This window comes from Afifella sp. IM 167 (assembly GCF_020144925.1).
Classification (GTDB): domain Bacteria; phylum Pseudomonadota; class Alphaproteobacteria; order Rhizobiales; family Afifellaceae; genus Afifella.
Genome location: NZ_NSLC01000002.1, coordinates 478,214 through 504,255 on the forward strand (window position 1 = coordinate 478,214; position 26,042 = coordinate 504,255).

Annotated in this window: 22 protein-coding genes; 13 read left to right on the forward strand and 9 right to left on the reverse strand. The window is 66.8% G+C overall.

Annotated elements, in window-relative coordinates; all coding sequences use genetic code 11:
• Positions 1–83: 83 nt before the first annotated feature.
• The 6 genes from CLD20_RS04915 to CLD20_RS04940 form a co-directional block, all read right to left on the reverse strand.
• Positions 84–1,340, reverse strand: a complete 1,257-nt coding sequence (locus CLD20_RS04915) for a murein L,D-transpeptidase (RefSeq protein WP_224405468.1) — start codon at positions 1,338–1,340, stop codon at positions 84–86.
• Positions 1,341–1,679: 339 nt separating this feature from the next.
• Entirely contained in the window at positions 1,680–2,195 is a 516-nt protein-coding gene (gene ldtR, locus CLD20_RS04920; RefSeq protein WP_224405469.1) for a transcriptional regulator LdtR, read from the reverse strand.
• A 133-nt stretch (positions 2,196–2,328) separates the two neighbouring features.
• Positions 2,329–3,231, reverse strand: coding sequence for a 3-hydroxyisobutyrate dehydrogenase (gene mmsB, locus CLD20_RS04925; RefSeq protein ID WP_224405470.1), 903 nt, complete (start codon positions 3,229–3,231; stop codon positions 2,329–2,331).
• 52 nt (positions 3,232–3,283) lie between these two features.
• The gene (locus CLD20_RS04930; protein ID WP_224405471.1) at positions 3,284–3,694 is read right to left on the reverse strand and encodes a DUF6163 family protein; all 411 of its coding nucleotides are present in this window, start codon (positions 3,692–3,694) and stop codon (positions 3,284–3,286) included.
• Positions 3,691–4,749: an enoyl-CoA hydratase/isomerase family protein gene (locus tag CLD20_RS04935; protein ID WP_224405472.1), complete on the reverse strand. Its 1,059-nt coding sequence runs from the start codon at positions 4,747–4,749 to the stop codon at positions 3,691–3,693. The genes CLD20_RS04930 and CLD20_RS04935 overlap by 4 nt, the downstream gene beginning before the upstream one ends.
• A gap of 2 nt (positions 4,750–4,751) precedes the next feature.
• Positions 4,752–5,891 (reverse strand): acyl-CoA dehydrogenase family protein, encoded by a 1,140-nt coding sequence (locus CLD20_RS04940; protein ID WP_224405473.1) that lies wholly within the window; start codon positions 5,889–5,891, stop codon positions 4,752–4,754.
• Between the two features lie 123 nt (positions 5,892–6,014).
• On the opposite strand from CLD20_RS04940, the gene hemB reads away from it, so the two are divergent.
• The 6 genes from hemB (at position 6,015) to CLD20_RS04970 (ending at position 11,728) form a co-directional block, all read left to right on the forward strand.
• Positions 6,015–7,046 carry a porphobilinogen synthase gene (gene hemB / locus CLD20_RS04945; RefSeq protein ID WP_224405474.1) on the forward strand — a complete coding sequence of 344 codons (1,032 nt, stop codon included), beginning with the start codon at positions 6,015–6,017 and terminating at the stop codon, positions 7,044–7,046.
• 80 nt (positions 7,047–7,126) lie between these two features.
• Complete coding sequence (locus tag CLD20_RS04950; RefSeq protein ID WP_224405475.1) at positions 7,127–7,522, forward strand: hypothetical protein; 396 nt, start codon at positions 7,127–7,129, stop codon at positions 7,520–7,522.
• Positions 7,523–7,637: 115 nt separating this feature from the next.
• The gene (locus CLD20_RS04955) at positions 7,638–8,123 is read left to right on the forward strand and encodes an RDD family protein (RefSeq protein ID WP_224405476.1); all 486 of its coding nucleotides are present in this window, start codon (positions 7,638–7,640) and stop codon (positions 8,121–8,123) included.
• A 104-nt stretch (positions 8,124–8,227) separates the two neighbouring features.
• A complete protein-coding gene (locus CLD20_RS04960; RefSeq protein ID WP_224405477.1) occupies positions 8,228–10,009 on the forward strand; it encodes an SLC13 family permease in 1,782 nt (593 codons plus the stop codon).
• Between the two features lie 10 nt (positions 10,010–10,019).
• The gene (locus tag CLD20_RS04965) at positions 10,020–10,766 is read left to right on the forward strand and encodes an arginyltransferase (protein WP_224405478.1); all 747 of its coding nucleotides are present in this window, start codon (positions 10,020–10,022) and stop codon (positions 10,764–10,766) included.
• Positions 10,763–11,728, forward strand: coding sequence for an endonuclease/exonuclease/phosphatase family protein (locus CLD20_RS04970; RefSeq protein WP_224405479.1), 966 nt, complete (start codon positions 10,763–10,765; stop codon positions 11,726–11,728). The genes CLD20_RS04965 and CLD20_RS04970 overlap by 4 nt, the downstream gene beginning before the upstream one ends.
• Before the next feature lie 11 nt (positions 11,729–11,739).
• Here CLD20_RS04970 and parC read toward each other — a convergent pair whose 3' ends face one another.
• Positions 11,740–14,001: a DNA topoisomerase IV subunit A gene (gene parC, locus CLD20_RS04975; RefSeq protein WP_224405480.1), complete on the reverse strand. Its 2,262-nt coding sequence runs from the start codon at positions 13,999–14,001 to the stop codon at positions 11,740–11,742.
• 64 nt (positions 14,002–14,065) lie between these two features.
• Here parC and ruvX point away from each other — a divergent pair, with 64 nt between their 5' ends.
• Complete coding sequence (gene ruvX, locus CLD20_RS04980; RefSeq protein ID WP_224405481.1) at positions 14,066–14,551, forward strand: Holliday junction resolvase RuvX; 486 nt, start codon at positions 14,066–14,068, stop codon at positions 14,549–14,551.
• A gap of 207 nt (positions 14,552–14,758) precedes the next feature.
• On the opposite strand, the gene CLD20_RS04985 is transcribed toward ruvX, so the two are convergent.
• Positions 14,759–16,414 carry an isovaleryl-CoA dehydrogenase gene (locus CLD20_RS04985; RefSeq protein WP_224405482.1) on the reverse strand — a complete coding sequence of 552 codons (1,656 nt, stop codon included), beginning with the start codon at positions 16,412–16,414 and terminating at the stop codon, positions 14,759–14,761.
• 170 nt (positions 16,415–16,584) lie between these two features.
• Between CLD20_RS04985 and CLD20_RS04990 the strand changes: the two genes are divergently transcribed.
• The 4 genes from CLD20_RS04990 to dprA are packed head-to-tail and all read left to right on the forward strand — an operon-like array spanning position 16,585 to position 20,688.
• Positions 16,585–17,526: an aspartate carbamoyltransferase catalytic subunit gene (locus tag CLD20_RS04990; protein WP_224405483.1), complete on the forward strand. Its 942-nt coding sequence runs from the start codon at positions 16,585–16,587 to the stop codon at positions 17,524–17,526.
• A gap of 8 nt (positions 17,527–17,534) precedes the next feature.
• Positions 17,535–18,848 carry a dihydroorotase gene (locus CLD20_RS04995; RefSeq protein WP_224405484.1) on the forward strand — a complete coding sequence of 438 codons (1,314 nt, stop codon included), beginning with the start codon at positions 17,535–17,537 and terminating at the stop codon, positions 18,846–18,848.
• A gap of 56 nt (positions 18,849–18,904) precedes the next feature.
• A complete protein-coding gene (gene plsY, locus CLD20_RS05000; RefSeq protein WP_224405545.1) occupies positions 18,905–19,498 on the forward strand; it encodes a glycerol-3-phosphate 1-O-acyltransferase PlsY in 594 nt (197 codons plus the stop codon).
• A gap of 47 nt (positions 19,499–19,545) precedes the next feature.
• A complete protein-coding gene (dprA, locus tag CLD20_RS05005) occupies positions 19,546–20,688 on the forward strand; it encodes a DNA-processing protein DprA (protein WP_224405485.1) in 1,143 nt (380 codons plus the stop codon).
• A 39-nt stretch (positions 20,689–20,727) separates the two neighbouring features.
• On the opposite strand, the gene CLD20_RS05010 is transcribed toward dprA, so the two are convergent.
• Positions 20,728–20,874 carry a hypothetical protein gene (locus tag CLD20_RS05010; protein WP_224405486.1) on the reverse strand — a complete coding sequence of 49 codons (147 nt, stop codon included), beginning with the start codon at positions 20,872–20,874 and terminating at the stop codon, positions 20,728–20,730.
• A 260-nt stretch (positions 20,875–21,134) separates the two neighbouring features.
• On the opposite strand from CLD20_RS05010, the gene topA reads away from it, so the two are divergent.
• Together topA and rnr are read left to right on the forward strand one after the other, a co-directional pair.
• Entirely contained in the window at positions 21,135–23,774 is a 2,640-nt protein-coding gene (topA, locus tag CLD20_RS05015; protein WP_224405487.1) for a type I DNA topoisomerase, read from the forward strand.
• A complete protein-coding gene (gene rnr / locus CLD20_RS05020) occupies positions 23,762–26,041 on the forward strand; it encodes a ribonuclease R (protein WP_370636811.1) in 2,280 nt (759 codons plus the stop codon). Before topA ends, rnr begins: the two co-directional genes overlap by 13 nt.
• Position 26,042: the final 1 nt, after the last annotated feature.

The window sequence follows — 26,042 nt, forward strand, 5'->3', positions numbered from 1 at the left end:
GCAGGAAGGCGGCAGGCAAACGAAAGGCCCCGGCGCAATGCACTCGCGCCGGGGCCTGAAAGAACGCCTTCCAGCCGTGCCGCTTATTGCGGCAGAGGCGAGCCGATCAGCTCGGAGGGCTGGTTGAGGGCGACGTCGCCCGTCACCTGGTCGTAATTATAGATGTCGGGACGGAAGTGGACGACGCCGTCGCCGGTCGTCCAGGCGGTGAAATAGACCGTATAGAGCGCCGGCTTGTCTTCCACCTCGACGTCGAGACGTTCGCCGGAACGAATCACCTGGTCGACCCGGGCGCGGTCGTAGCCATTGCCGCGCAGGATCCAGGCGACCACCTCGCGCACATTCATGACGCGCACGCAGCCGGAGGATTCGAAGCGGTAGTCGGAGCCGAAAAGACCCTTGGACGGGGTGTCGTGCAGGAAGACCTGATAGGGATTGTGGAAGTTGAGGCGCACCGAACCCAGCGAATTGTCATCGCCCGGATCCTGCTTGAACATGTAGTTCACCGCCTCGTCCGTCTGCCAGTTGACCTGTGTCGGCGGCAGCTCCTCGCCCTGCTGGTTGAAGATGCGGATGTGGTTGCGCGTCAGGTACTGCGGATCCTTCTGCATCTTCGGGATCAGGTCCTTGCGGATGATCGAGCGCGGGACCGTCCAGTACGGATTGAAGTTGACCTGGTAGATGCGGCTGGAAAGAAGCGGCGTCTGCCGGTCGACCTTGCCGACGACCGCGGTGTGGCGCGAGATCACCACGCCGTTCTCGACGGCCTCGATCTGCGCGCCCGGCACGTTGACCATCAGGTAGCGCTCGGCCGGGCTCTTCATCTGCGCGATGCGCTCGCGATTCGTCTTCAGCTGCCCCAGCCGCACATAGGCCGGCACGTTGAGCGCCTCGAAAGTGCTCGGGCCGACGACGCCGTCCGCCGGAATGCCGTTGCGCTCCTGGAAGCGCACCACGGCGGCCTGCACGTAGGAATCGAAGGCATCGTTGGCGCCCGTCACCTGGCGGAGATCCCCCGAGGCGACCAGCCGCTGGCGCAGCGCCACGACATTCGGATGGCGCATGCCGATCTTCAGCACCGGGTCGGAGGGAACCTGATTCCAGCCGCCCGCATCGACCAGCCCCTGATACCACTCGATCGCCTGATCCATGGCCGACAGCGTATAGGGCGACAGGATCGGCACGTTCGTGGCCACGGTCGGCGCGGTGCGCGGGCCGTTGTCGAAGGTGTCAGCCCATTCCGACTGGTTGACGGGCATGGAAGTCTGCGCGGCGGCGGCCACGGGAAAGATCAGCGCTGCGGCGCAGAGAACGGGTCGCAGAAGCGAAAAAGCGCTCATTTCGGAAAGTGTGCCTCTTGTCGGTCGCTATTCGGGTCGTGCAAGGAACGCGAACAAGCCGTATCCCGGTTTACCATGTGAGCCCGCCCGCACCAAATGCGTGGCGGCCCTCAAGCACCCGGAATCGGCGCCCTGCCGTTCATGGGACTGGCGGCAAGCCGCAGCTTCCCCTTCCTTTTCATGGCTTTATGGCCAATCCATGGTGGCGGGCCGCCGCGCGCGGCCCCGAAGACGGCAAAAGGCCCGGTCGGACCGGGCCCTTCGCTCGAAGCCGTCTTCAAAAGACCATCACGAAAGGGAGAGCGGCCTGGAGGCTCCGCCCCCGCAAGAAAACCGCTTCTACAGGCGATAGAGGATCTGGTCGGTCCAGAAGCGCTCCAGCCGGTGCAGCGTCTTGTTGAGCAGCTTGAAGTCGTCCTCCGAGACGCCCCCGACCTTCTCGATGGAGGAGATGTGGCGGTCGTAGAGCCGGTTGACGATATCGGCGACGTCCTTGCCCTTCTCCGTCAGCGACACCCGCACCGAGCGGCGGTCGACGCGCGAGCGCTCATGATAGATGTAGCCGGCATCGACCAGCTTCTTCAGGTTGTAGGAAACGTTCGAGCCGAGATAGTAGCCGCGGGTGCGCAATTCGCCCGCCGTCAGCTCGGCATCGCCGATATTGAACAGAAGCAGCGCCTGGACCGAATTCACGTCCGACCGCCCCATCCGGTCGAACTCGTCCTTGATGACGTCGAGCAGGCGCCGATGCAGGCGCTCCACCAGCGTCAGCGCGTCAAGATAGAGGGTCTTAAGATCCTCCGGCTCGGCATCGCCCTGCTCGTAAGCAAGCGCCGTCCTCTCTGCAAGCAACATGGTGCCTCTCCGTTGTCAGCTTCCCTGGCGGCTGTTTTCTTTTTGCCACCCTTGCTTGCAGGATAGAGACCCAATTTGAATGGAGCTTTAAGCGTCAGGATGAATCAAACCTTGATCGCAGAATGGTAAATTTTCACATTTGTTTAGGTACTTGGCCCGAGAGGTAGGCGAATATCCCGGAGAAGTCGGTATCGCCTCCGCCCTGCGTGCAGAACAGGTTGTAGAGCGCCGCAGCGCCCGAGCCGAGGGGGATCGAGGCGCCGCTCTGATTGGCCGCCGCCTGGGCGAGCTTGAGGTCCTTCAGCATCATCGCCGCGGAAAAGCCCGGCCTGTAGTCGCGGTTCGCCGGCGAGGTCGGCACCGGCCCCGGAACCGGGCAGTAGGTGGTTAGCGACCAGCACTGGCCGGAGGATTTGGACGAGACGTCGAAGAGCTTCTGCCGGTCGAGGCCGAGCCGGTCGGCGAGCGCGAAGGCCTCCGAGACACCGATCATCGAAATGCCGAGGATCATGTTGTTGCACATCTTGGCGGCCTGGCCGGTGCCGGCATCGCCGCAATGCACGACGGTCTTGCCCATCACCGCAAAAAGCGGCTCGGCGCTCGCATAGGCGGCCGCCTCGCCGCCCACCATGAAGGTGAGCGTTCCAGCCTCCGCGCCGACCGTGCCGCCGGAGACCGGCGCGTCGAGCATGGCAAAGCCCGCCTCGCCTGCGGCGGCCGAAACGGCGCGGGCCGTGGCGACGTCGATGGTCGAGCAGTCGATGAGGAGCGCGCCCGCGGCGGCGTTCTCGAAGATGCCGCCGGCGCCCCGGTAGGCCTCGTCCACATGCGGGCCGGCCGGCAGCATGGTGAAGACGATCTCGGCCGCCTTCACGGCCTCGCCGATGCTGCCCGCCGCCCTGCCGCCGGCATCGGCGAAGGCGGCGACCGCCTTCTCGCTGATATCGTAGCCGGTCACCTGATGGCCGGCCTTGATGAGGTTGCGGGCCATCGGCGCGCCCATGTTGCCGAGGCCGAGAAATGCGATTGTGGCCATTGTTTCCTCCCGTCTTGTTGTGCTCCCGGCCAGGTCTCGCTTTCCTTTCCCGCTATTCCTCCCGGCGCCGGCGGCGCCAGTCGGAGAAGAGGAAGACGAGATAGAGGCCGAAGAAGGCCAGATGCACGATCACCCGGTTCTGGTGCGCGCCGTAGATGTCGGAAAAGAGCGTGTACATGGAGATTTCGGCGATCGCCGCGACCGCCCAGATCACCGGTCCCCAGACGGCGCCGATCCAAAGGCCGACGCCGGCGAGAAGGTTGAGGATGCAAAGGACGACGAGCGCCACACGCCAGGCCGGCTCCAGGGCGAGGAAGTGCCCGCCCTGGAAGGAGACGCCCATCAGCTCGCCGGCGCGCATCAAGCCCGCCGCCAGCAGGATCAGCGCCACGAAGCGCAGATAGTAGCGCGTGCCACGGCCGACAGAGGCGCTCTCGCTGACGAATTCGACGGCGTCGCTCATATGGCCTCCGGCAGCGGCAGCTCTTCATCGAGCGGCGCGAAATAGGCGTCGATATCGGCCTCGCCGACCTCCGCAAGGCTCGGCGGGGCCCATTTCGGGTCCCGGTCCTTGTCGACGATCTGGGCGCGAATGCCCTCGTAGAGGTCGTGGCCGCCGAGCACCCGATGCACGATGCGGTACTCCGTCCGCATCGTCTCGGCAAAATTGGCCTCCGCGCCAAGCTGCATCTGGCGAAGGGCGATCTTGAGGCTGGTCGGCGATTTCGTCCCGATGGCATCGAGCGCCTTCTGCCCGCGCTCCCAGTCCGGCCGCGCTTTCAGCCGCTCCACGATCTCCTCCACGCTGTCGGCCGAGAAGACCTCGGCAAAGCGCGCCGCATCGTCTTCCAGGTCGGATGGCCCGCCGTCTTCGGCGAAGCGCTCCAGGATGTCGTCGGTTTCCCCGCCCGCCGAAAGGGCCTCGATCAGCTCGGCAAAGCGCGCGCCCGCCGTCGCCTGCGTCGCCAGCCCCGCCCAGAGGCAGTCGGCACGTCCGATGCGCGCGCCCGTCAGGGCCAGCCAGGTGCCGGCGAAGCAGGGAACGCGCGGCAGGATGTAGGTGCCGCCGACATCGGGAAAGAAGCCGATCCCGACCTCCGGCATGGCGAAGCTGATCCTCTCGCCCGCAACACGGTGGCTGCCGTTGACGGAGACGCCGACCCCGCCGCCCATGACGATGCCGTCGATGAGGGCGATATAGGGCTTGGGGTAGGTGCGGATGGCGTGGTTGAGCCGGTACTCGTCGGTGAAGAAGGAAGCCGCCGGCGCCCTGCCCTCGGCCTTTGCCGCCAGCCCCGCATCGTAGAGGCCCTTGAGGTCGCCGCCCGCCGAAAAGGCCTTTTCGTCGCGCGAGCGGATGGCGACATGGGCGACCTCATCGTCCTTGGCCCAATCGTCGAGCGCGGCGGCGATCGCCAGCACCATGTCGTGGGTGAGCGCGTTGAGCGCATGGCCACGGTTGAGGCTGACGAGGCCGAGACGGCCGCGCTTCTCGCAATGAATGTCGGGTTCGGACAATTCTAGTCCTTCAGCAAGGAGCGGGCGACGATGACCCGCATGATTTCGTTGGTGCCTTCGAGAATCTGGTGGACGCGAAGGTCGCGCATGAAGCGCTCGATCGGGTAGTCGCGCAGATAGCCGTAGCCGCCATGCAGCTGCAGCGCCTCGTTGGCGATGGCAAAGCAGGCATCCGTGGCAAAGCGCTTTGCCATGGCCGCCGCGACCGTCCTGTCCGGCGCCTTCGCATCGAGCTTGGCCGCCGCTTGCCGCACCATCAGCCGCGAGGCTTCAAGTTCCGTCGCCATGTCGGCGAGGCGGAACTGCAGCGCCTGGAACTCGGCGAGTTTGCGGCCGAACTGGCTGCGATCCTTCAGATAGGCGATGCTGTGGTCGAGGCACGCGGCCGCCCCGCCGATCGAGCAGGCGGCGATGTTGATGCGCCCGCCGTCGAGCCCGGCCATGGCGATCTTGAAGCCGTCGCCCTCCGCCCCGATGAGATTGTCCGCCGGCACGCGGCAATCCTCGAAGATCACCTGCGCCGTCGGCTGGCTGTGCCAGCCGAGCTTGGCCTCCTGGGCACCGAAGGAAAGGCCTTTCGTGCCGTTCTCCACGACGATGCAGGAAATGCCCGAAGGCCCCTCCTCGCCCGTGCGCGCCATGACGACATAGATGTCGGAGCGCCCGCCGCCGGAGATGAAGGACTTCGTGCCGTTCAGAACGTATTCCTCGCCCTGGCGCACCGCCCTGGTGCGCAGCGAACCGGCATCGGAGCCTGCCTGCGGCTCCGTCAGGCAGTAGGATGCGAAATGCTCCATCGTCGCGAGTTTCGGCACGAAGCGCTGGCGCTGAGCCTCTGCCCCGAAGGCGTCGATCATCCATGTCGCCATGTTATGGATGGAGATGAAGGCCGCCGTCGATGCGCAGCCGCGGGACAGCCCCTCGAAGATGAGCGCCGCGTCGAGCCGACCGAGCCCGGAGCCGCCGACATCCTCGCGCGCATAGATGGCGCCGAAGCCGAGCCCGGCCGCTCGCCTGAGGACATCGTCCGGAAAATGCGCTTCCTCGTCCCAGCGACGCGCGTGGGGCGCCATTTCGTCGCGGCCGAAGCTTTCGGCAAGGTCGAGAAAGGAGCGCTGCTCCTCGGAAAGCTCGAAATCCATGATCGAGCTTTATTGGGCGCTTCCATGAGCGTCAATCAGCGCCCCCGCGGCACAGCCCCGCCATTCCCTTGGCGGCACATGCGTCGAGGTCTATGGTCGGCCCAACCGAACCTGGGGGTTCCGATGAACGTCTCTTTCCACAGCGACGCACTGCCCGACATCGACCGCATCACGGGTCGCCGCCGCATGCGCCGCAACCGCCGCACCGAATGGTCGCGCCGCCTCGTCCGCGAGAACCGGCTCACGACCGACGACCTCATCTGGCCGATCTTCGTCATCGAGGGCGAGAACCGGCGCGAGGCCGTGCCCTCAATGCCGGGCGTCGAGCGCTATTCGGTCGATCTCGCGGTCGAGGCGGCCAGGCGCGCCCGCAGCCTCGGCATTCCGGTCGTGGCGCTCTTCCCGAACACCGATCCGAGCCGGCGCGACGATGACGGCAGCGAGGCGCTGAACAGTGCCAACCTGATCTGCCGCGCCTGCCGCGCCATCAAGGCGGAAGTGCCGGAAGTGGGGCTGCTGACCGATGTCGCACTCGACCCCTATACGAGCCACGGCCATGACGGCCTGCTGCGCGAGGGGGAGATCGTCAACGACGAGAGCGTCTCGGTGCTGGCACGCCAGGCCCTCGTCCAGGCCGAGGCAGGCAGCGACATCGTCGCCCCTTCGGACATGATGGACGGGCGCGTTGGGGCCATCCGCGAGACGCTGGATTCGGCCGGCTATACGCATGTGCAGATCGTCGCCTACACCGCGAAATACGCCTCCGCCTTCTACGGTCCCTTCCGCGACGCCGTCGGCTCCGGAAAGATGCTGTCGGGCGACAAGAAGACCTATCAGATGGACCCGGCGAACACGAACGAGGCGCTGCGCGAGGCCGAGCTCGACATCGCCGAGGGCGCCGACATGATCATGGTGAAGCCGGGCCTTCCCTATCTCGACATCATTTCGCGCCTGAAAGAGACCTTCGGCATGCCGACGGTCGCCTACAACACCTCCGGCGAGTATTCGATGATCGAGGCCGCGGCCGCGAACGGATGGCTGGACGGCAACCGGGCCATGATGGAGACGCTGATCTCCTTCAAGCGCGCCGGCGCCGATTCCATCCTCACCTACTTCGCTCCGCGCGTCGCCGAGATCCTGAAAGAGAGTGTCTGAAGGACCGCGTGTGAGTTCTGACAGCCTCAGCCGAAACTTAGCATTTAGGCTAGCTTGCAAGCCGCCGGGAGTAGAACTCCATGGAATGGACAAAGACCGCGGCCTTCGCTGAGTTTGGCGCGGTCGCGTCAAACCCGGTTTGGAGCTGGTCAGCACGCAGCCCAGATGGCAGCGTGGTGGTCCTCACCTTTTGGAAGGACGCCCTCATCTATTCATCCGGTTCGGCTTTCTACGACGACACTGGCTGGGAGCCAGAGCAGATCAGTCAGGCGGGCAATCGGGAAAGAATGGAGAACATTCGCTGGGCGCTGGAACACCTCGGAGGCGTCGTCCGAGCGGTAATTGTTGAGGCGGAAGACCCACAGGCAAAGCCTCGGTCAATCAAGGTGTGTTTTCCCCAAAAGCAATTACGGATGCGGATCACGCACTTTGACCAAGAGACCGGAGAGTTCCGGGCGGAGTCGGTGGCAGGCTGATCCTTCCTTGATGTGCACCCACAGACCGAGGCGCTTCTCGCGAAAAGGCCGATTGCTCGGAGCTTGAAGCCACGCGGCGCGCTCCCCACCTGATTTGCAGCAGGAGGAACGCTTCATGTCCGCAGCCTACGACACCATCGATGCCGGCGGGCCGGCCAATCTCGATCCGGCCCTTCATCCCGAGCTCTACGACAATGTTCGCACGCGGCGGATCCTGGCCTTCTTCGTCGATGCGGTGATCATGTTCGCCCTGATGACGCTCGCCTTCGTCGTCATCACCTTCCTCGGCCTCTTCACCCTCGGCCTCGGCTTCATTCTCTATGCCATCGTCTGGCCGGTGGTGCCGATCCTCTACAACATGTTCACGCTCGGCGGCCCGAGCTCGGCGACCGTCGGCATGCGCATGGCCGGTGTGGAGATGCGCACATGGGACGGCGGTCGCATGTACAGCCTGCTCGCCGCCGTGCACGCCGCGCTGTACTGGTTCTCCGTGACGATCCTGACGCCCTTCATCCTGCTCGTTTCGCTGTTCTCGGCGAAGAAGCGGATGCTGCACGACATGGCGATCGGCACCGTCGTCGTGCGCTCCGACATGGTCTGAGCCGCACCTGTTATCATCCGGAGAGGCCCGCAAGGCCTCTCCCTCCAATGGACGCATTGTGAGCCTCCCGCCCCCCGCCTAATGTGCCGGCGAAAAGGGGTGGCATGGACGTTTCCAACTTACAGATGTGGCTCACCTTCGCGGTGATTGCCCTGACGATCATTGGCTTCTCGCTGGAGAGGCTGGCCATCGAAACGGTGGCGCTCGCCGCCCTGGTCGCGCTGACGTTGATTTTTGTGGTGGTGCCCGGACTTCTGGGCGTGCCGAGCCCGCTGGACCTGCCCGATCTTCTCCTCGGATTCGCCAATCCAGCCCTCGTCGCGGTTCTCAGCCTCATCGTCGTCGGCCAGGCCCTCTTTCAGACCGGCGCACTCGACCGCCCAAGCCGAGGCCTTGCCAGGGTGAGCGGGCTGAAGCCCTGGGCGGTCGTCGCCCTGCTCATCCTGTTCGCCGCCTTTCTCTCCGCCTTCCTCAACAACACGCCTGTCGTGGTGATGATGATCCCGGTGCTGATGTCGCTGGCGCGCGAGCGCCGCGTCTCGCCGGCCAGAATGCTGATGGCGCTCAACTTCGCCACCATCGTCGGCGGCACCACCACCCTGATCGGCTCCTCCACCAACCTGCTCGCCGCGCAGGTCGCCCGCTCCGCCGACATCGAGCTGCATCTCTTCGACCTGACCGTGCCCGGACTGGTCGTCGCCGCCTTCGCCCTGCCCTACGTGCTCTTCGTGGTGCCGCGCCTGTTCGCAGGCGTGCCGGCCGAGACGGAAAAGCCATTGAGCCGCAAGCAGTTCATCTCCGAAATCGTGCTGACGGAGAACCATCCGCTGGTCGGCATGCAATCGGTGGCGGGCCTCTTTCCCGGCCTGCAGGCCGTCAATATCCGTCTGGTCAAAAGGGGCGACGACGTGCATCTGCCTCCCTTCGAGGACGTGACGCTCGGCGTCGGCGACCTGGTAGTGGTGAGCGGCATTCGCGACGATCTCGCCCGCCTGCGCATCATCGGCGCGGAACGCGGCGAGGGCGGCGGTACGCTTTCGCTCGCCGAGGCGATCCTGGCCCCGGGCGCGCGCATGATCGGCCGCTCGCCCGAGGAGACGGGCATCGAGCAGAGCACGGGACTGCGCGTCGCCGCCGTCGAACGGCGCGGGCGCATGTCGCGCCAGGCCTTTTCCGAGATTCGCCTTGAGGAAGGCGACGTTCTCCTTCTTTCCGGCACCGACGATGCCTTCGACCGCCAGCGGGGAAATCGCGACCTGCTGGTGCTGGAAAAATCCTTCGCGCCCCTGCCGGCGCGGCGCGATGCGACACGCGCCATCGCGATCTTCGCCGGCCTCGTCGTCGTGGCCGCCAGCGGCTATGTGCCGATCGCCATCGCCGCGCTGACGGCCGCGCTGCTGATGCTGGTTCTCGGCTGCCTCAACGTCCGCCAGGCCAAGCGCGCCTTCGACGGCCGCATCTTCATGCTGATCGGTGCCTCGATCGCGCTTGCCGCCGCAATGGAAAAGACCGGCGGCGCCGATTTCCTCGCCACCGAACTCGTGCGCCTGACGGCAGGGGGCGGGCCGCACATTCTGCTGGCCGCCCTCTTCGCGCTGGTGGCCGTGCTGACCAACGTGCTTTCCAACAACGCCACCGCCGTCCTCTTCACCCCGATCGCGATTTCCGCGGCGGCCGAATCGGGCGCGCCGGCGCTGCCCTTCGTCATGGCGGTGATCTTTGCCGCCAACGCCTCCTTCGCCACGCCCATCGGCTACCAGACGAACCTTCTGGTCATGGGCCCGGGAGGCTACAGCTTCCGCGATTTCTTCCTCGCCGGGGCACCGCTAACCGTTCTTGTCTGGATTGTATTTTCGCTCTTTGCCCCATGGTATTATGGGTTCTAGGAGACGATGCATGACGCGGCCGGTTGCCGAAGCCCAACAATTCTATCTGACCGCCCCGAACCCTTGCCCCTACCTGGCGGGCCGGCAGGAGCGGAAGGTGTTCACCCAGCTCGCCGGCCCGCATGCCGGCGCGCTCAACGATATTTTGAGCCAGGGCGGCTTCCGCCGCAGCCAGACGATCGCCTATCGCCCGGCCTGCGACCGCTGCGCGGCCTGCGTGTCGGTGCGCGTCTGCGCCGACCTCTTCGTGCCGACGCGCTCCATGAAGCGGGTGAGCGAGCGCAACCGCGACCTCGTCTCCGAGTGGAAGGAGAATGAGGCCACCACCGACCAGTACTCGCTCTTCTACCGCTACCTCGAGGAGCGCCATTCGGGCGGCGGCATGCTGCAGATGACCGTGCTCGACTATTCGCTGATGGTGGAGGACAGCCACGCCCAGACGCATCTGGTGGAATACCGGCGCCGCACGCCGGACACGGCGGCGGGCAAGCGCGGCGACGGCGAGCTGATCGCCTGCGCCCTGACCGACGTGCTCGCCGACGGACTTTCGATGGTCTATTCCTTCTTCGATCCGCAGGCGAGCGAGCGCTCGCTCGGAACCTACATCATCCTCGACCACATCGAGCGCGCAAAGCGGCTCGGAAAGCCCTATGTGTACCTCGGCTACTGGGTCGAGGGATCCAAGAAGATGTCGTACAAATCGCGCTTCCGGCCGCAGGAGCGTCTGACGATGCGGGGCTGGGAGCGCTATACTTGAAGTTTCTCATCTGGCTGTGGCTCCTCGCCGCGGCAGGCCTGTCGGCGTTGAGCTTTGCAGGCTATTTCTCCCCCGACCTCGACGCCATCAACCACTTCCGCCCGTTCATCTTCGCCGCCGCCGCGCTCCTGGCGCTTGCGGCGGGGTTCGCACGGCAGCGCCCGATCGTGCTCGCCGCGCTCGTCCTGGCGGGCGTGCAGGCCTACTACCTCGTCGACGAGGTCTCGCCGATCATCGCCCTGCCCACCGCCAGCGCGCAGGGGCCGACCCTCAGGATGATCAGCTTCAACATGCTCGACCGGCGCACCGACGCCGACAAGCTCATGCGGCTGGTCAAGCGCGAGCAGCCCGACCTTCTCGTCCTCGTCGAGGCCTGGCCCAACGCCAACCGGACCATCGAGGAAGTTCAGAAGCTCCTGCCCTACCGCTTCGACTGTTTCGGCAAGATCGGCTGCGACCTCGCCATCTTGAGCCGGTTGCCGCTCCACGATCCGGTTGTCTGGCAGGCCGGTCCGGACGATCCGGAGGTGATGCAATGGACCTCGCTCGCCCACACCGAAGTGGTCAAGGACGGCGTGCCGATCGACCTGTGGGTGACCCACCTGCCGTGGCCTTTCCCGGCCTATCACCAGGAGCTTGAATTCGCGAACCTTGAGAAGCTGCTGGCCGATGCCGGCCCGAACACCATCCTTGCGGGCGACTTCAACTCCACGCCCTGGTCCTTCGCCATGCGCCGCTTCGATGCCAGCGTGCCGCTGAAGCGCGTGACCCGCGCTCTGCCGACCTGGCCGTCCGAAAAGGCGACCTTCCGCGGCCACACCACCGTGCCGGCTTTCGGCCCGGTGATGCCGGTCGATCATGTGTTTCTCGGCGCGGATCTCAGGGCCGTCGACATCCGCCGCGGCCCCTATATCGGCTCAGACCACTATCCCGTCATCAGCGAGATCGCCCTGCCGCGCTAGGCCGGGCGAGGTCAGGTCGCTGGCGAGAAGCGGTTCGACTTCGGGAAGCCCTGCGGCGCCATGCGGCCCGCCTGGGCGCGCTCGCCCAGCCATTCCGACAGGTCGCCGAAGGAGCGGGAATGGATGCGGCCCGCCGAATCCTCCCAGCTGAGCCCCTCCTCGCCCTCGAAGAAGCGCACGTCAGAAATCTCGCCGTCCTTGTAGCGTTGCAGCCGCACGCCCTTGCCGCGGCTCATTTCCGGAAGCTGGCGCGCCGGGAAGACGAGGAGCTTGCGGTTCTGGCCGATGACGGCGACATGGTCGCCGACCGCCGGCACGCAGATCTTCGCCTCGTCGGCGCCGGAGACGTTGAGCACCTGCCGGCCCTTGCGGGTATTGGCCACCATGTCCGGTTCGGCGACGACGAAGCCGTTGCCCGAGGCGGAGACGACGAGGCGCTTGGCCGCCGGGTCGTGGACGAAGACGGTGACGATGTCCTGGTCCTTGTCCATGTCGACCATCAGGCGCACGGGCTCGCCCTGGCCGCGCCCGCCGGGCAGCTTGGCCGCTTCCAGCGTGAAGGCTTTGCCGGCGGTGGAGAAAAGCACGATCTTGTCGGTGGTGTAGGCCGGGAAGGCGATCTTCAGCCGGTCCCCCTCCTTGAAGGTGAGCGAGCCGAAATCGGCCAGATGCCCGCGCATCGTGCGCAGCCATCCCTTTTCGGAGAGGATGACGGTGACCGGCTCGCGCTCGATCATCGCCTGCTGGATCTCTTCGACGTCGATCTCCGGCGCATCGGCGAAGGAGGTGCGGCGCCGCCCGAGCTCGGTGTCGGGGCCGAAGGTCTTGCGCACCTGGCTGATCTCGAAGGAGACGCATTTCCACTGCCGCTCTTCCGATTCCAGCAGGCCCGTCAGGTCGGCCTGCTCGGCGGTCAGCGCCTCGTGCTCCTTGCGGATCTCGAACTCCTCGAGCTTCCTGAGGGCCCTCAGGCGCATGTTGAGGATCGCCTCCGCCTGCACGTCGGTGAGATCGAAGGCCTTGATCAGTTCGGGCTTCGGCTCGTCGGTCTCGCGGATGATGCGGATCACCTCGTCGAGGTTGAGATAGGCGATGAGGTAGCCGCCGAGGATCTCCAGCCGGTGGGCGATCTTGCCCAGCCGGTGGCGCGTGCGGCGCTGGAGCACTTCCTTGCGGTGCCCGAGCCATTCCACGAGCACCTCGCGAAGGCTCATCACCTTCGGCACCCGCCCCTGCGAGATGACGTTCATGTTGAGCGAGAAGCGCACTTCCAGATCGGCGCGCTTGAAGAGCGATTCCATCATCAGGTCGGGATCGACCGTGCGGCTCTTCGGCTCGATGACGATCCGCACATCCTCGGCGCTCTCGTCGCGCACATCGCCGACGAGCGGGATCTTTCGCGCCTCGATCAGGCCGGCGATCTGCTCGATCAGCCGCCCCTTCTGCACCTGGTAGGGAATCTCGGTGACGACGACGACCCACGAGCCGCGCGCGCCTTCCTCCTTCTCCCAGCGACCGCGCACCCGCATCGTGCCGCGTCCGGTCTTGTAGGCCTCCAGCCGGTCGGAGACCGGCGAGACGATGACGCCGCCGGTCGGGAAATCCGGTCCCGGCACCAGCTCGATCAGCTTTTCGGGCGTGGCGTTCGGATGCTTGATGAGATGCAGCGCCGCGTCGCAGAGCTCGGCGGCGTTGTGCGGCGGGATGTTGGTCGCCATGCCGACAGCGATGCCGGCGGCGCCGTTGGCGAGAAGATTCGGAAAAGCGCCCGGCAGGACGACCGGCTCCTCGTCCTCGCCGTCATAGGTCGGGCGGAAATCGACGGCATCCTCGTCGATGCCTTCCAGGAGGAGGTTGGCGACCTCCGTCAGCCGCGCCTCGGTGTAGCGCATGGCCGCGGCGTTATCGCCGTCGATATTGCCGAAATTGCCCTGACCGTCGACCAGCGGATAGCGGACCGCGAAGCTCTGCGCGAGCCGCACCATCGCGTCGTAGATCGCCTGGTCGCCATGCGGGTGGAAATTACCCATCACCTCGCCGACGACCTTGGCCGATTTCTTGAAGCCGGAGCCCGGCAGAAGCCGCATCAACCGCATGGCATGCAGGATGCGCCGGTGCACCGGCTTCAGACCGTCACGCACATCCGGCAGCGCCCGGTTCATGATGGTCGACAGCGCATAGGCGAGATAGCGCTCCTCGAGCGCTTCCCGCAGGTTGACGGGAACGATGTTTCCGTCGTCGCCGCCCGGAGGCGGAATCACTTGCTTGCCCATGCGGACCTATGTGACCGATCGCGGGCGCCGCGACAATCGCAGCGTCCCGTGCTAGGCGAATCGCATGCCGCCAGAGCTCGACATCGAGGAGTTTTCCACCGCCGCCCCCATCGGCACCCGCCTTGCGGGGCTCGATCTCGGCACCAAGACCATCGGCGTCGCCATTTCCGACCCCGGCCAGACGATCGCCAGCCCCGTGACGACGATTCGGCGGGTGAAGTTCGGCAAGGACGCCGCCGCGCTCCTGGAGCTGTGCGCCAGGGAGAAGATCGGCGGGCTCGTCCTCGGCCTGCCCGTCAACATGGACGGGACCGAAGGGCCGCGCTGTCAGGCGACGCGCGCCTTTGCCCGCAATCTCCAGCCGCTCGCCGACATGCCGATCGCCCTGTGGGACGAGCGCATGTCCACCATGGCCGTCGAGCGGGCGATGATCGCGGCCGATCTTTCAAGGGCCAAGCGCGCCGAGCGGATCGACGCGGCGGCGGCCGCCTATATCCTGCAGGGCGCGCTCGACCGTCTGGCGATGCTCCGTCGCAAGGCGGCCGGCTGAGCGGAGAAAACCTCCTCACTGTCGTCCCAGGCGGATTTTACTGACCATCCACTCCCGAGCGGGCGAGCGCCTTTCGACCGAAAGGCAGCCCGCCAAGGCCAAGCTGGGCCGGTAGCGGAACGGAATGGATGCCAAGGTCGAGCCTTGGCATGACGACAGTCTCCGATGTCGAGCCGGCGACCGGGGCGTTGCCTTCCGGCTCGGCCCTCACGGCTCGGGAAAAGCGTAGTCGAGCAGCGCCTTCATGTTGAAGCGCCGGTCGAGCATGCCGTAGGTCGCCCGCCAGGGCCGGCCGAGACGCGATTCGATGAAGGCGTCGGCAAAGACCGGCGGGAAGTCGCGTCGGAGCGCCGCCGCCGCCGCCGTCAGGGCGAGCTGTTCCGTCAGCATCCGGGCGCTGCCCTCGTCCTCGCGCGACACGTCCGCGGCCGCCGCGAGCACTTCCACGGCGGCGCGGCCGTTCGGGCCGAGATCCTCTCGCAGGCTTTCAAGCACCGTAGGCAGACAATCGGAATCGCGCTCCAGGACGCGCAGGACATCCAGCGCCATGACGTTGCCGGAGCCTTCCCAGATGGCGTTGACCGGCGCCTCGCGCACCAGGCGCGGCATGACGCTCTCCTCGACGTAGCCGTTGCCGCCGAGGCATTCCATCGTCTCGGCGAGGAAGGGCTGCGCGCTCTTGCAGATCCAGTATTTCGCCACCGGGGTGATCAGCCTCGCATAGGCGGCCTCCTCGGGCCGGGCGGACTGCATGTCGAAGGCCTCGGCCAGGCGGAAAGTCAGCGCCACCGAAGCCGCAAGGTCGAGCGTGAGGTCGCAAAGGACGCGCTGCATCAGCGGCTTGTCGATCAGCTCCGAGCCCATCACGTGCCGGTGCCGGCAATGATGCACCGCCTCGGCAAGACCCGCGCGCATCAGCCCGGTGGAGGCCGTGGCGCAGTCGAGGCGGGTATAGGTGACCATCTCGATGATGGTTCTGACACCCTTGCCCTCCTCGCCGACGAGCCAGGCATGAGCCCCCTCGAACTCGGCTTCGGATGAGGCGTTGGAGCGATTGCCGAGCTTGTCCTTGAGGCGTTCGAGCCGGATGGCGTTCTCCGATCCGTCCGGCAGGATGCGCGGCATCAGGAAGCAGGAGAGCCCCTTTTCCGTCTGCGCGAGGACGAGGAAGGCGTCCGACATCGGCGCCGACATGAACCATTTATGGCCGGTCAGCCGATAAAACCCCTGATTGGTCGCCTCGGCCTGCGTGCGGTTCTGGCGCACATCCGTGCCGCCCTGCTTTTCCGTCATCCCCATGCCGATGGTGATGCCCTGCTTGTCGGAGGGCTTGCGGAAGGAGCGGTCGTAGGTGCGCGACAGAAGCCGCGGCCCCCATTCGGTCAGGAGATCCGGCGAATGGCGAAGCGAGGCGAGCGCCGCGTTCGTCATCGTCATCGGACAGATATGTCCGCATTCCGTCTGGGCCGTCATGTAGAGGCGGGCGGCGCGGGCCCGGTGACGCACCGGCTCCTCCTCGCCGCCGCGCTCCCAGACCGAGCAATGCAGGCCCGAGGCGACCGAGCGGCGCATCACCGCGTGATAGGCGGGATGGAAGGCGACCTGATTGATTCGCCGCCCCTGCGGATCGAAGCGCTCCAGCACGGGCGCCTCCTTGTTGGCGAGCCGGGCGAATTCGCGCGCCTCCTCCGAGCCCCAGAACCGCCCGACGCGCGAAAGATCCTCCCGAACGCCATCCGGAAAGCCGGAACATTCCAGATCGAGCAGCGGGTCCAACTGGAACAGGTCGATGTTCACGCGCGGCGGCGTCTGGTTGAACACCGCATGCGTGCCTTCCCGTGCAGGCTTCAGGTCGTCGGCCATCTCATCCAAGCTTTCATTTCAATGCCGGCAGCTTACGGTCGAATTTACCCACCATGCACCAAGCCCGGCGGCTCCGTCTCGCCGGTGCGTCGCAATCCCGGGGAAAATTCGTGTCCAATGCGTGAGCCGAGTTGCCGCCCCTGGCGTTTGCTCCTATAGCCCACCCTTTAATGACCGGTGTTCCCCCCTTTCCGCATCAGCACCTTCTCGGTATCGAAGGCCTGTCGCCTTTGGAGATCGGAGCCCTCCTCGATCTGGCCGAGGAAGAGATCGCCGTATCCAGGCAGATCGAGAAGAAGAAGCAGACGCTTCGCGGCCGCACCCAGATCAATCTTTTCTTCGAAGCCTCCACCCGCACGCAGTCGAGCTTCGAGCTCGCCGGCAAGCGCCTCGGTGCCGATGTCATGAACATGGCCGTCGCCGTCTCCTCGGTGAAGAAGGGCGAGACGCTGATCGACACGGCGATGACGCTGAACGCCATGCGGCCGGACATCCTCGTCGTGCGCCACCATTCGGCCGGCGCCGTGGAGCTACTTGCCCAGAAGGTCGAGTGTTCGGTCATCAACGCCGGCGACGGGGCGCATGAACACCCCACCCAGGCGCTCCTCGACGCGCTGACCATCCGCCGCCACAAGGGCAGCCTTCAGGGGCTGAAGGTGGCGATCTGCGGCGATATCCGACATTCGCGCGTCGCCCGCTCCAACATCATCCTGCTGCAGGCGATGGGCGCGCAGATCCGCCTGATCGCGCCCTCCACGCTCCTGCCGACGGCGATCGAGCGCTTCGGCGTGGAGATCTACAACGACATGCGCAAGGGCCTCGCCGATGTCGATGTCGTCATGATGCTGCGCCTCCAGCGCGAGCGCATGACCGCCGCCTACGTGCCTTCGATCCGGGAATATTTCCGCTATTACGGCCTCGACGAGGAGAAGCTGGCGCTCGCCGCGCCGGGCGCGCTCGTCATGCATCCCGGCCCGATGAACCGGGGCGTGGAGATCGACCCGCTCGTCGCCGACGGGCCGCAAAGCGTCATCCGCGAGCAGGTGGAAATGGGCGTCGCCGTACGCATGGCCGTGCTGGAGGCCCTCGCCCAGCACCTGCCCAACCGATAGGGCGTTCGATGCCTCGTCCCCTTCTTCTCGACAATGCCCGCATCGTCGACCCGTCCCGCGGCATCGACAGCCACGGCGCCGTGGTCATCTCCGACGGACGCATCGTCGCCGCCGGCCCGGAGGCCGCCAATCAGGGTTCTCCCGAGGGCTGGGAGGTCTTCGACTGCGGCGGCAAGGCGATCCTTCCCGGTCTTGTCGACATGCGCGTCTTCGTCGGCGAGCCGGGCGCGGAGCACCTGGAGACGCTGGAGACGGCGAGCCGGGCCGCCGCCGCCGGCGGCGTCACCACCATGGTGACCATGCCCGACACCGACCCCATCATCGACGATCCCGCCCTCGTCGATTTCATCCTGCGCCGGGCGCACCATTCCGCGCTCGTCAACATCCATCCGATGGCGGCGATCTCCAAGGGGCTCCATGGCGACGAGCTGTCGGAGTTCGGCCTGTTGAAGGATGCCGGCGCCGTCGCCTTCTCCGAGGGGCGCAAGTCGCTGCGTAGCGCGCAGGTGATGCGCAACGCCCTCACCTATGCCCGCGACTTCGATGCGCTCATCGTCCATCACACCGAGGATGCCGACCTTGCCAGCGCCGGGGTGATGAATGCCGGCGAGATCGCCACCCGCCTCGGCCTGCCCGGCATTCCGCAGGAGGCCGAGACGATCGTCCTTGAACGCGATCTGCAGCTCGCGCGGCTGACGCGGGGCAACTATCACGCCGCGCAGCTCTCCTGCGAAGCCTCGCTGAACGCCATGCGCCGCGCCAAACAGAGCGGTCTCGGCGTCACGGCAGGCGCCGCGATCGCGCATCTTTCCCTCAACGAGGGCGACATCGGCTCCTACCGGACCTTCTTCAAGATGTCGCCGCCGCTACGAAGCGAGGAGCAGCGCCAGGCGATGGTGGCCGGTCTTGCCGACGGCACGCTCGACATCGTCGTCTCGGCCCACGATCCGCAGGACGTGGAAGGCAAGCGCCGTCCCTTCGCCGAAGCGGCGGACGGAGCGGTGGGCCTTGAAACCCTTCTCGCCGTCGCCCTGCGTCTCGTCCATTCCGGCGAGGTCGGCCTGATGCGTCTCGTGGACGCGATGTCGACCCGGCCGGCGGCGCTCCTCGGCCTGCCCGGCGGCACGCTGAAGCCCGGCGCCCTCGCCGACCTCGCCATCGTCGACCTCGACGAGCCCTGGGTGGTGACGGAGGGCGCGCTGCATTCGCGCTCCAAGAACACCTGCTTCGAGGGGGCGCGGCTTTCGGGGCGGGTCAAGCGCACGCTGGTTGCCGGAAAGACCGTCTATCCTTATGCACATGCGGAGGGGCGGGCGACGTAGGCGAATCGCGCCGCCGCCAGCGGGGGTGACGAGCCGTGACGGCCGATCCGATCGACATGGTCCTGTCCTGGACGGCGCTCGCCGGCCTCCTCTTCGGCTACCTGCTCGGCACCTTTCCGACCGGCCTGATCCTTTCGCGCCTCGCCGGCTTCGGCGACATCCGTTCGATCGGCTCCGGCAATATCGGGGCGACGAACGTGCTGCGGACCGGCAGCAAGAAGCTCGCCGCGCTCACCCTTCTCGGCGACGCGCTGAAGGCGACGATCGCCATCGTCCTGGCGCGGCGCTTCGGCTCCGACGCGGCGGCCCTTGCGGCCGCCTTCGGCGCCTTTCTCGGCCATTGCTTCCCGGTCTGGCTCGGCTTCAAGGGCGGCAAGGGCGTCGCCACCTATTTCGGCGTGCTTCTCGGGCTTTCCTGGCCGACGATGCTGGTCGCCGCGGCGATCTGGATCGGCACGGCCTTCGCCACCCGCTACTCCTCGCTGGCCGCCCTTTTGATGAGCGCGCTGGTGCCGGTCATCTTCTTCGTCACCGGGCATCTGGCGCTCGCCGAGCTTTTCCTGATTCTGACCGCGCTTTTGTGGCTGCGCCACCGCGCCAATCTCGCCCGGCTCCTGAAAGGCGCCGAATCGAAGATCGGGCAGAAATGACAGAGCCGCCGCGATGAGCGACCGGCACCGGCTGGGCGCCGGGTAGAATGACCGGGCCGGGGGGCGAGGGTCATGGGGGCGGCATCCGGCTGACGCCGGAGCAGAAGCGCGCCTGGCTGCGCCTCATCCGCAGCGAGAATGTCGGCCCGCAGACGTTTCGCTCGCTGATCAATCATTTCGGCTCCGCCGCGGCCGCGCTCGCCGCACTGCCGAGCCTTTCCGAGCGCGGCGGCGCACGGCGCACCATCCGCATCGCCAGCGAGGCGGAGGTCGACCGCGAACTGGAGGCGGCCGCACGCGCCGGCGCGCAATTCGTCGGCCTCGGCGAGCCGGACTATCCGCCCTGGCTGCGCGAGGCGGACCAGCCCCCTCCCCTGATCGCCGTGCGCGGCGATCCCGGTATTCTGAAACGCCCGGCGGTCGCGATCGTCGGATCGCGCAACGCATCCATCGCCGGCAAGCGCATGGCCTCGCGCCTTGCGAACGGGCTCGGAGAGGCGGGCTTTGCCATCGTGTCGGGCCTTGCGCGCGGCATCGACGCGGCGGCACACGAGGCGGCTCTTTCCACCGGAACCGTCGCCGTCTTCGCCGGCGGCGTCGACATCGTCTATCCGCCCGAGCACCTGCCGCTGCTGGAGCGCATTTTCGCCGCGCGCGGCGCCGCGATCAGCGAAATGGCGATGGGCTGGACGCCGCGGGCGCGCGATTTTCCCCGCCGCAACCGCATCATCGCCGGCATCAGCGTCGCCACGATCGTGGTGGAGGCGGCCGAGCGCTCCGGTTCGCTGATCACCGCGCGCCTGGCGCTGGAGCAGAACCGCGAGGTGATGGCGGTGCCGGGCTCCCCCCTCGATCCGCGCGCCGCCGGCGCCAATCGCCTCATCAAGCAGGGGGCACGGCTGGTGACGGAGGTCTCCGACATTCTGGAGGCGCTCTCGCCGATGCTGGAGGCGCCGCAGGAGGAGGGTTTCGAGCTTCCGGGCGAGAAGCCCCCGCCCCTGCCCGTCGAACCGGAAGGCGGCGAGCGGGCAAGGGTCGTGGAGGCGCTCGGCCCCGTTCCGGTCACGGTCGACGACGTCATCCAGGAGACCGGCCTGCCGGCCCGCCTCGTCAGCGTGATCCTGCTTGAACTGGAACTGGCGGGACGGCTGGAGCGTCATCCGGGCGGACGGATCTCCCTGCTTTTCTAGGAGGATCCAGGTTTTCTGCCGGGACCCAGCGCCGAAATCCTAGCGATCGAAGCCTGTCGCCTCGTCCCTCTCCCCGGTCTGCGACGCGGCATTCTCGCCTGTCGCCTCGCTCCAGGCTTCCAGAACGACCATCTCGATCAGATAGCTGAGAAACGGCAGCTCCGCTTCGTCAGCCAGCCGCCGCAACTGACTTGCCTCCACGGCAATTCGCTCTGCAACCTCCTGGCGCAATGCGCTCCCCCGGCAATCGCCCATGCATATGCACACGTAACACGCGTATCAGTATATACACTCGTCCTTTAGTTGAATCCGGCAGGCGCCGATAGCCGGCCGGCGAGCCGCTCGCATGCCGTCGCTTTGGATCGCCGGCCTTGACCCGGCCGCTCCGGCAATCCAAGTGAGGCAACCGCACGGCGCCCCTTCCCCGCCCAATGGAGTAGCATTCAATGGATCTCGTGATTGTCGAATCGCCCGCAAAGGCGAAGACGATCAATAAGTACCTCGGCTCGGACTATCAGGTCCTCGCCTCGTACGGGCATGTGCGTGACCTTCCCTCCAAGGACGGCTCCGTCCGCCCGGACGAGGACTTCGCCATGTCCTGGGAGGTGGCCGACAAGGCCAAGAAGCGCCTTGCCGACATCGCCGAGGCGGCCAAGTCCGCCGACCGCATCCTGCTCGCCACCGACCCCGACCGCGAGGGCGAGGCGATCTCCTGGCATGTGCTGGAAGTCCTGAGATCGAAGAAGGGCCTCAAGGACAAGCCGGTCGCGCGCGTCGTGTTCAACGCCATCACCAAGAGCGCCGTGCAGGAGGCGATGGCCAATCCGCGGCTGATCGACGAGGCGCTGGTGGAGGCCTATCTCGCCCGCCGCGCCCTCGACTATCTCGTCGGATTCTCCCTTTCGCCGGTGCTGTGGCGCAAGCTGCCGGGCGCCCGCTCGGCCGGCCGCGTGCAGTCGGTGGCCCTGCGCCTCGTCTGCGACAGGGAAGGCGAGATCGAGCGCTTCCGCGCGCAGGAATACTGGTCGCTCGCCGCCGAGCTCGCGACGCCTTCGCACGACACCTTCACCGCGCGGCTCGTCGCCGAGGACGGCAAGAAGCTCACCAAGCTCTCCATCGGCGACGAAGCCGATGCGAACCGGCTGAAGACGCTTCTCGACGGCGCTTCCTATTCCGTCGCAAACGTCGAATCGAAGCCGCACAGCCGCAATCCGCAGCCGCCGTTCACCACCTCGACCCTGCAGCAGGAGGCGCAGCGCAAGCTCGGCTTCGACGCCAGCCGCACCATGCAGGTCGCCCAGCGCCTCTATGAGGGCGTCGATATCGGCGGCGAGACGATCGGCCTCATCACCTATATGCGTACCGACGGCGTCGACATCGCGCCCGAAGCGCTCGCGGCCGTGCGCGGCCTCATCCAGTCGGATTTCGGCGCGCCCTATCTGCCCGAGCAGGCCCGGCGCTATTTCGCCAAGGCCAAGAACGCCCAGGAGGCGCACGAGGCGATTCGCCCGACCGATCCCGCCCGCCTGCCCGCCGATGTCGAGCGCCGGCTGGACCGCGACCAGGCCCGCCTCTACGAGCTCATCTGGAAGCGCACCATGGCGAGCCAGATGGCCTCCGCCGAGATGGAGCGCACCACGATCGAGGTCGAGGCCCGTTCCGGCGCCGCCACGCTCGGCCTCAGGGCCACCGGCAGCGTCGTGCGCTTCGACGGCTTCCTCGCCCTCTATCAGGAGGGCCGCGACGAGCCGGAGGACGAGGAAGGCGGCCGCCTTCCGCCGGTGAAGGCCAGGGACGCGCTGGACAAGAAGGCCGTCTCGGCGAGCCAGCATTTCACCGAGCCCCCGCCGCGCTACACCGAGGCCTCGCTGATCAAGAAGATGGAGGAGCTCGGCATCGGGCGCCCCTCCACCTATGCGCAGACCATGACGGTGCTGCGCGACCGCGGCTATGTCCGCCTCGACAAGCGCCGCCTCATGCCGGAGGACAAGGGCCGGCTGGTCACTGCCTTCCTGGAGAGCTTCTTCCGCCGCTACGTGGAGTACGACTTCACGGCGGACCTTGAGGAGAAGCTCGACATGATCTCCGCCGGCGAGCTTTCCTGGCAGGCGGTGCTGCGCGATTTCTGGCGCGACTTTCAGGCGAACCTCGACGACATCAAGGAGCTGCGCGTCTCCGAAGTGCTGGAGGCGCTCAACGAGATCCTCGGCGATTTCGTCTTCCCATCGCGCGAGGACGGCAGCGATCCGCGCATCTGCCCGAGCTGCGGCGACGGCAAGCTCTCCCTGAAGCTTGGCCGCTACGGCGCCTTCATCGGCTGTTCGAACTATCCCGAATGCCGCTACACCCGCCAGGTGACCGAGCCGGATCCGGAGAGCGCGCTGGGCCAGCAGGCGATGACGGCCGAGGGCGTCATGCTCGGCGACGATCCGACGACGGGCGAGCCTGTGACGCTGCGCTCCGGCCGCTTCGGGCCGTATGTGCAGCTGGGAAGCGGCGACAAGCCGAAGCGCACCAGCCTGCCGCGCGGCTGGGAGCCGGAGGCGATGGACCTCGACAAGGCCCTGCAGCTCCTCTCCCTGCCCCGCGAGATCGCCCCGCATCCGGAGACCGGCAAGCCGATCACCGCCGGCATCGGCCGCTACGGTCCCTTCGTCTCGCATGAGGGCAAATACGCCAACCTCGACAATGTCGAGGAGGTGTTCACGGTCGGCGCCAACCGCGCCGTCTCGCTGCTGGCCGAAAAGAAGAAGGGCCGCACCGGGGCGAAGGAGATCAAGGGGCTCGGAGAGCATCCCGATGGCGGCGCCATCCAGGTGATGGAAGGCCGCTACGGGCCCTACGTCCACCACGGAAAGATCAACGCCACCCTGCCGAAGGGCAAGGATCCGCAGAACCTGACGCTGGAAGAGGCGCTGGAGCTCATCGAGGCGAAGGCGGCCAAGGGCGGCAAGACGCCGGCGAAGAAGACGACGACGAAGAAGGCTGCGACGGCGAAAAAGCCGACGAAGGCAAAGTCGACCAAGTCGGCATCGACGAAGGCGAAATCGGGGCCGGCCAAGAGCCGGACCAAATCCGAAGGCTGAACTTGACGAAGAAGAAGCAGACCAAGGCATCTTCCAGCCTGCCCAGTCAGCAGGATATCCTCGACTTCGTCCAGAGCGCCGACTCCAAGGTCGGCAAGCGCGAGATCGCCCGCGCCTTCGGCATCACCGGCGCCGACCGTATCGGCCTGAAGCGCATGTTGCGTGACATGGCGGAGAACGGCCTGATCGCATCGCCGAGAAAGGCGATCCGCCGTTCCGGCACGCTGCCGCCGGTGACGGTCTTGCGCGTCGTCGACGTCGACGAGGATGGCGACCTCATCGCCCTGCCGACAGAATGGGACGAAGCGGAGGGCGATCCGCCGCGGGTGCGCCTCCTCCTGCCGCCGGTCGGCAAGCGCGCCGGCAAGCCGGCGCCGGGGCCCGGCGACCGGGTGCTCGCCCGCATCGAGCCGCCGGCGGGCACGCGCGGCTACCAGGGCCGGATGATGAAGCTCCTGGAGCGCGTTCCCGAACGAACGGTCGGCGTCTTCCGGGCCGATCCGGGCGGGCGCGGCGGCGGCCGCATCGTGCCGGTCAACCGCAAGCAGCGCGAATACGTCATCGCGCCGGCCGATGCCGACGGCGCCGAGGACGGCGAGCTCGTCGCCATCGAGCCGAGGCCTAAAAGCCGGCTCGGCCTTGCCTCCGCCCGCGTCAGCGAGCGGATCGGCAACGTGACCTCCGAAAAGGCGATCAGCCTGATCGCGCTCGAAGAAAACAACATCCCCTATGTCTTTCCGCAGCGCGTCCTCGCCGAAGCGGAAGAGGCAAGCTCCGCCGGCATGGCGCATCGCGAGGACTGGCGCGACATGCCGCTCCTCACCATCGACCCGGCGGATGCGCGCGACCACGACGACGCGGTCCATGCGCGCCCCGATCCCGACCATGAGGGCGGCTTCATCGTCACCGTCGCCATCGCCGACGTCGCCTGGTACGTGCGGCCCGGCTCGGCGATGGACAAGGAAGCCCTCAAGCGCGGCAATTCGGTCTATTTTCCGGGCCGCGTCGTGCCGATGCTGCCGGAGCGGATCTCCAACGACCTCTGCTCGCTGCGCGAGAACGAGGACCGGCCGGCGCTCGCCGTGCGCATGCATTTCGACAAGGCGGGCCGCAAGACGCGCCATCGCTTCCATCGCGTGATGATGCGATCGGCCGCCGCCCTTTCCTACGAGGAGACGCAGGCGGCGATCGACGGCGAGCCGAACGAGCGCACCGGCCCTCTGCTGCAGGACGTGCTGAAGCCGCTCTGGGACGCCTATGCGCTGCTGCATGCCGGCCGCGAGGACCGCGAACCGCTGGAGCTCGACGTGCCGGAGCGCAAGGTCGTCCTCGACGAAAGCGGCGCCATCGACCGGGTTTACGTCCCGCCACGCCTCGACGCGCACAAGCTGATCGAGGAGTTCATGATCCAGGCGAACGTCGCCGCCGCCGAGGAGCTGGAAGGCAAGAACTCCCCGCTCGTCTACCGCATCCACGACGAGCCTTCCTTCGACAAGCTGGAGGCGCTGCGCGACTTTCTCGGCTCCCTCGACCTCAACCTGCCGAAGAAGGGCGCCCTGAAGCCGGCGGAGTTCAACCGCATCCTCAAGACCGTCGCCGACACGGCCCATTCCATGCTCGTCAACGAGGTGGTGCTGCGCTCGCAGAGCCAGGCGCTCTATTCCACGCAGAACATCGGCCATTTCGGCCTCAATCTGCGCCGCTACGCCCATTTCACCTCGCCGATCCGCCGCTATGCGGACCTTCTCGTCCACCGGGCCCTCATTTCGGCCCTTTCCTTCGGCGATGGCGGGCTCGGCAACATGGACGAGAAGGCGATGGAAAAGGTGGCGGCCGACATCTCGCTGGCCGAGCGGCGCGCCATGGCCGCCGAGCGCGACACGCTCGACCGGCTGGTCGCCGCCTGGCTCTCCGACAAGGTCGGTGCGCGCTTCTGGGGCCGCATCCGCGGCGTCACCCGCGCCGGCCTTTTCGTCGAGCTGGAGGAGACCGGCGCCGACGGCTTCGTGCCGATCGGCACGCTCGGTTCGGAGTTCTTCATCTACGACGAGGGCCTGCACCGCCTGACCGGCGCCGACAGCGGCACGATGTACCGTCTCGGCGACCGGGTCGAGGTGCGCCTGGTGGAGGCGACGCCCTTTGCCGGCGACCTGAAGCTGGAGATGCTGAGCGAAGGAACCAAGGGAGGCGGCGGCGGCAGGAAGCGCGTGCGCGGGCCGACCATGCGAAGGCGCCCGCCGGGCGGCGGAAGACGGGGACGGAAATAGA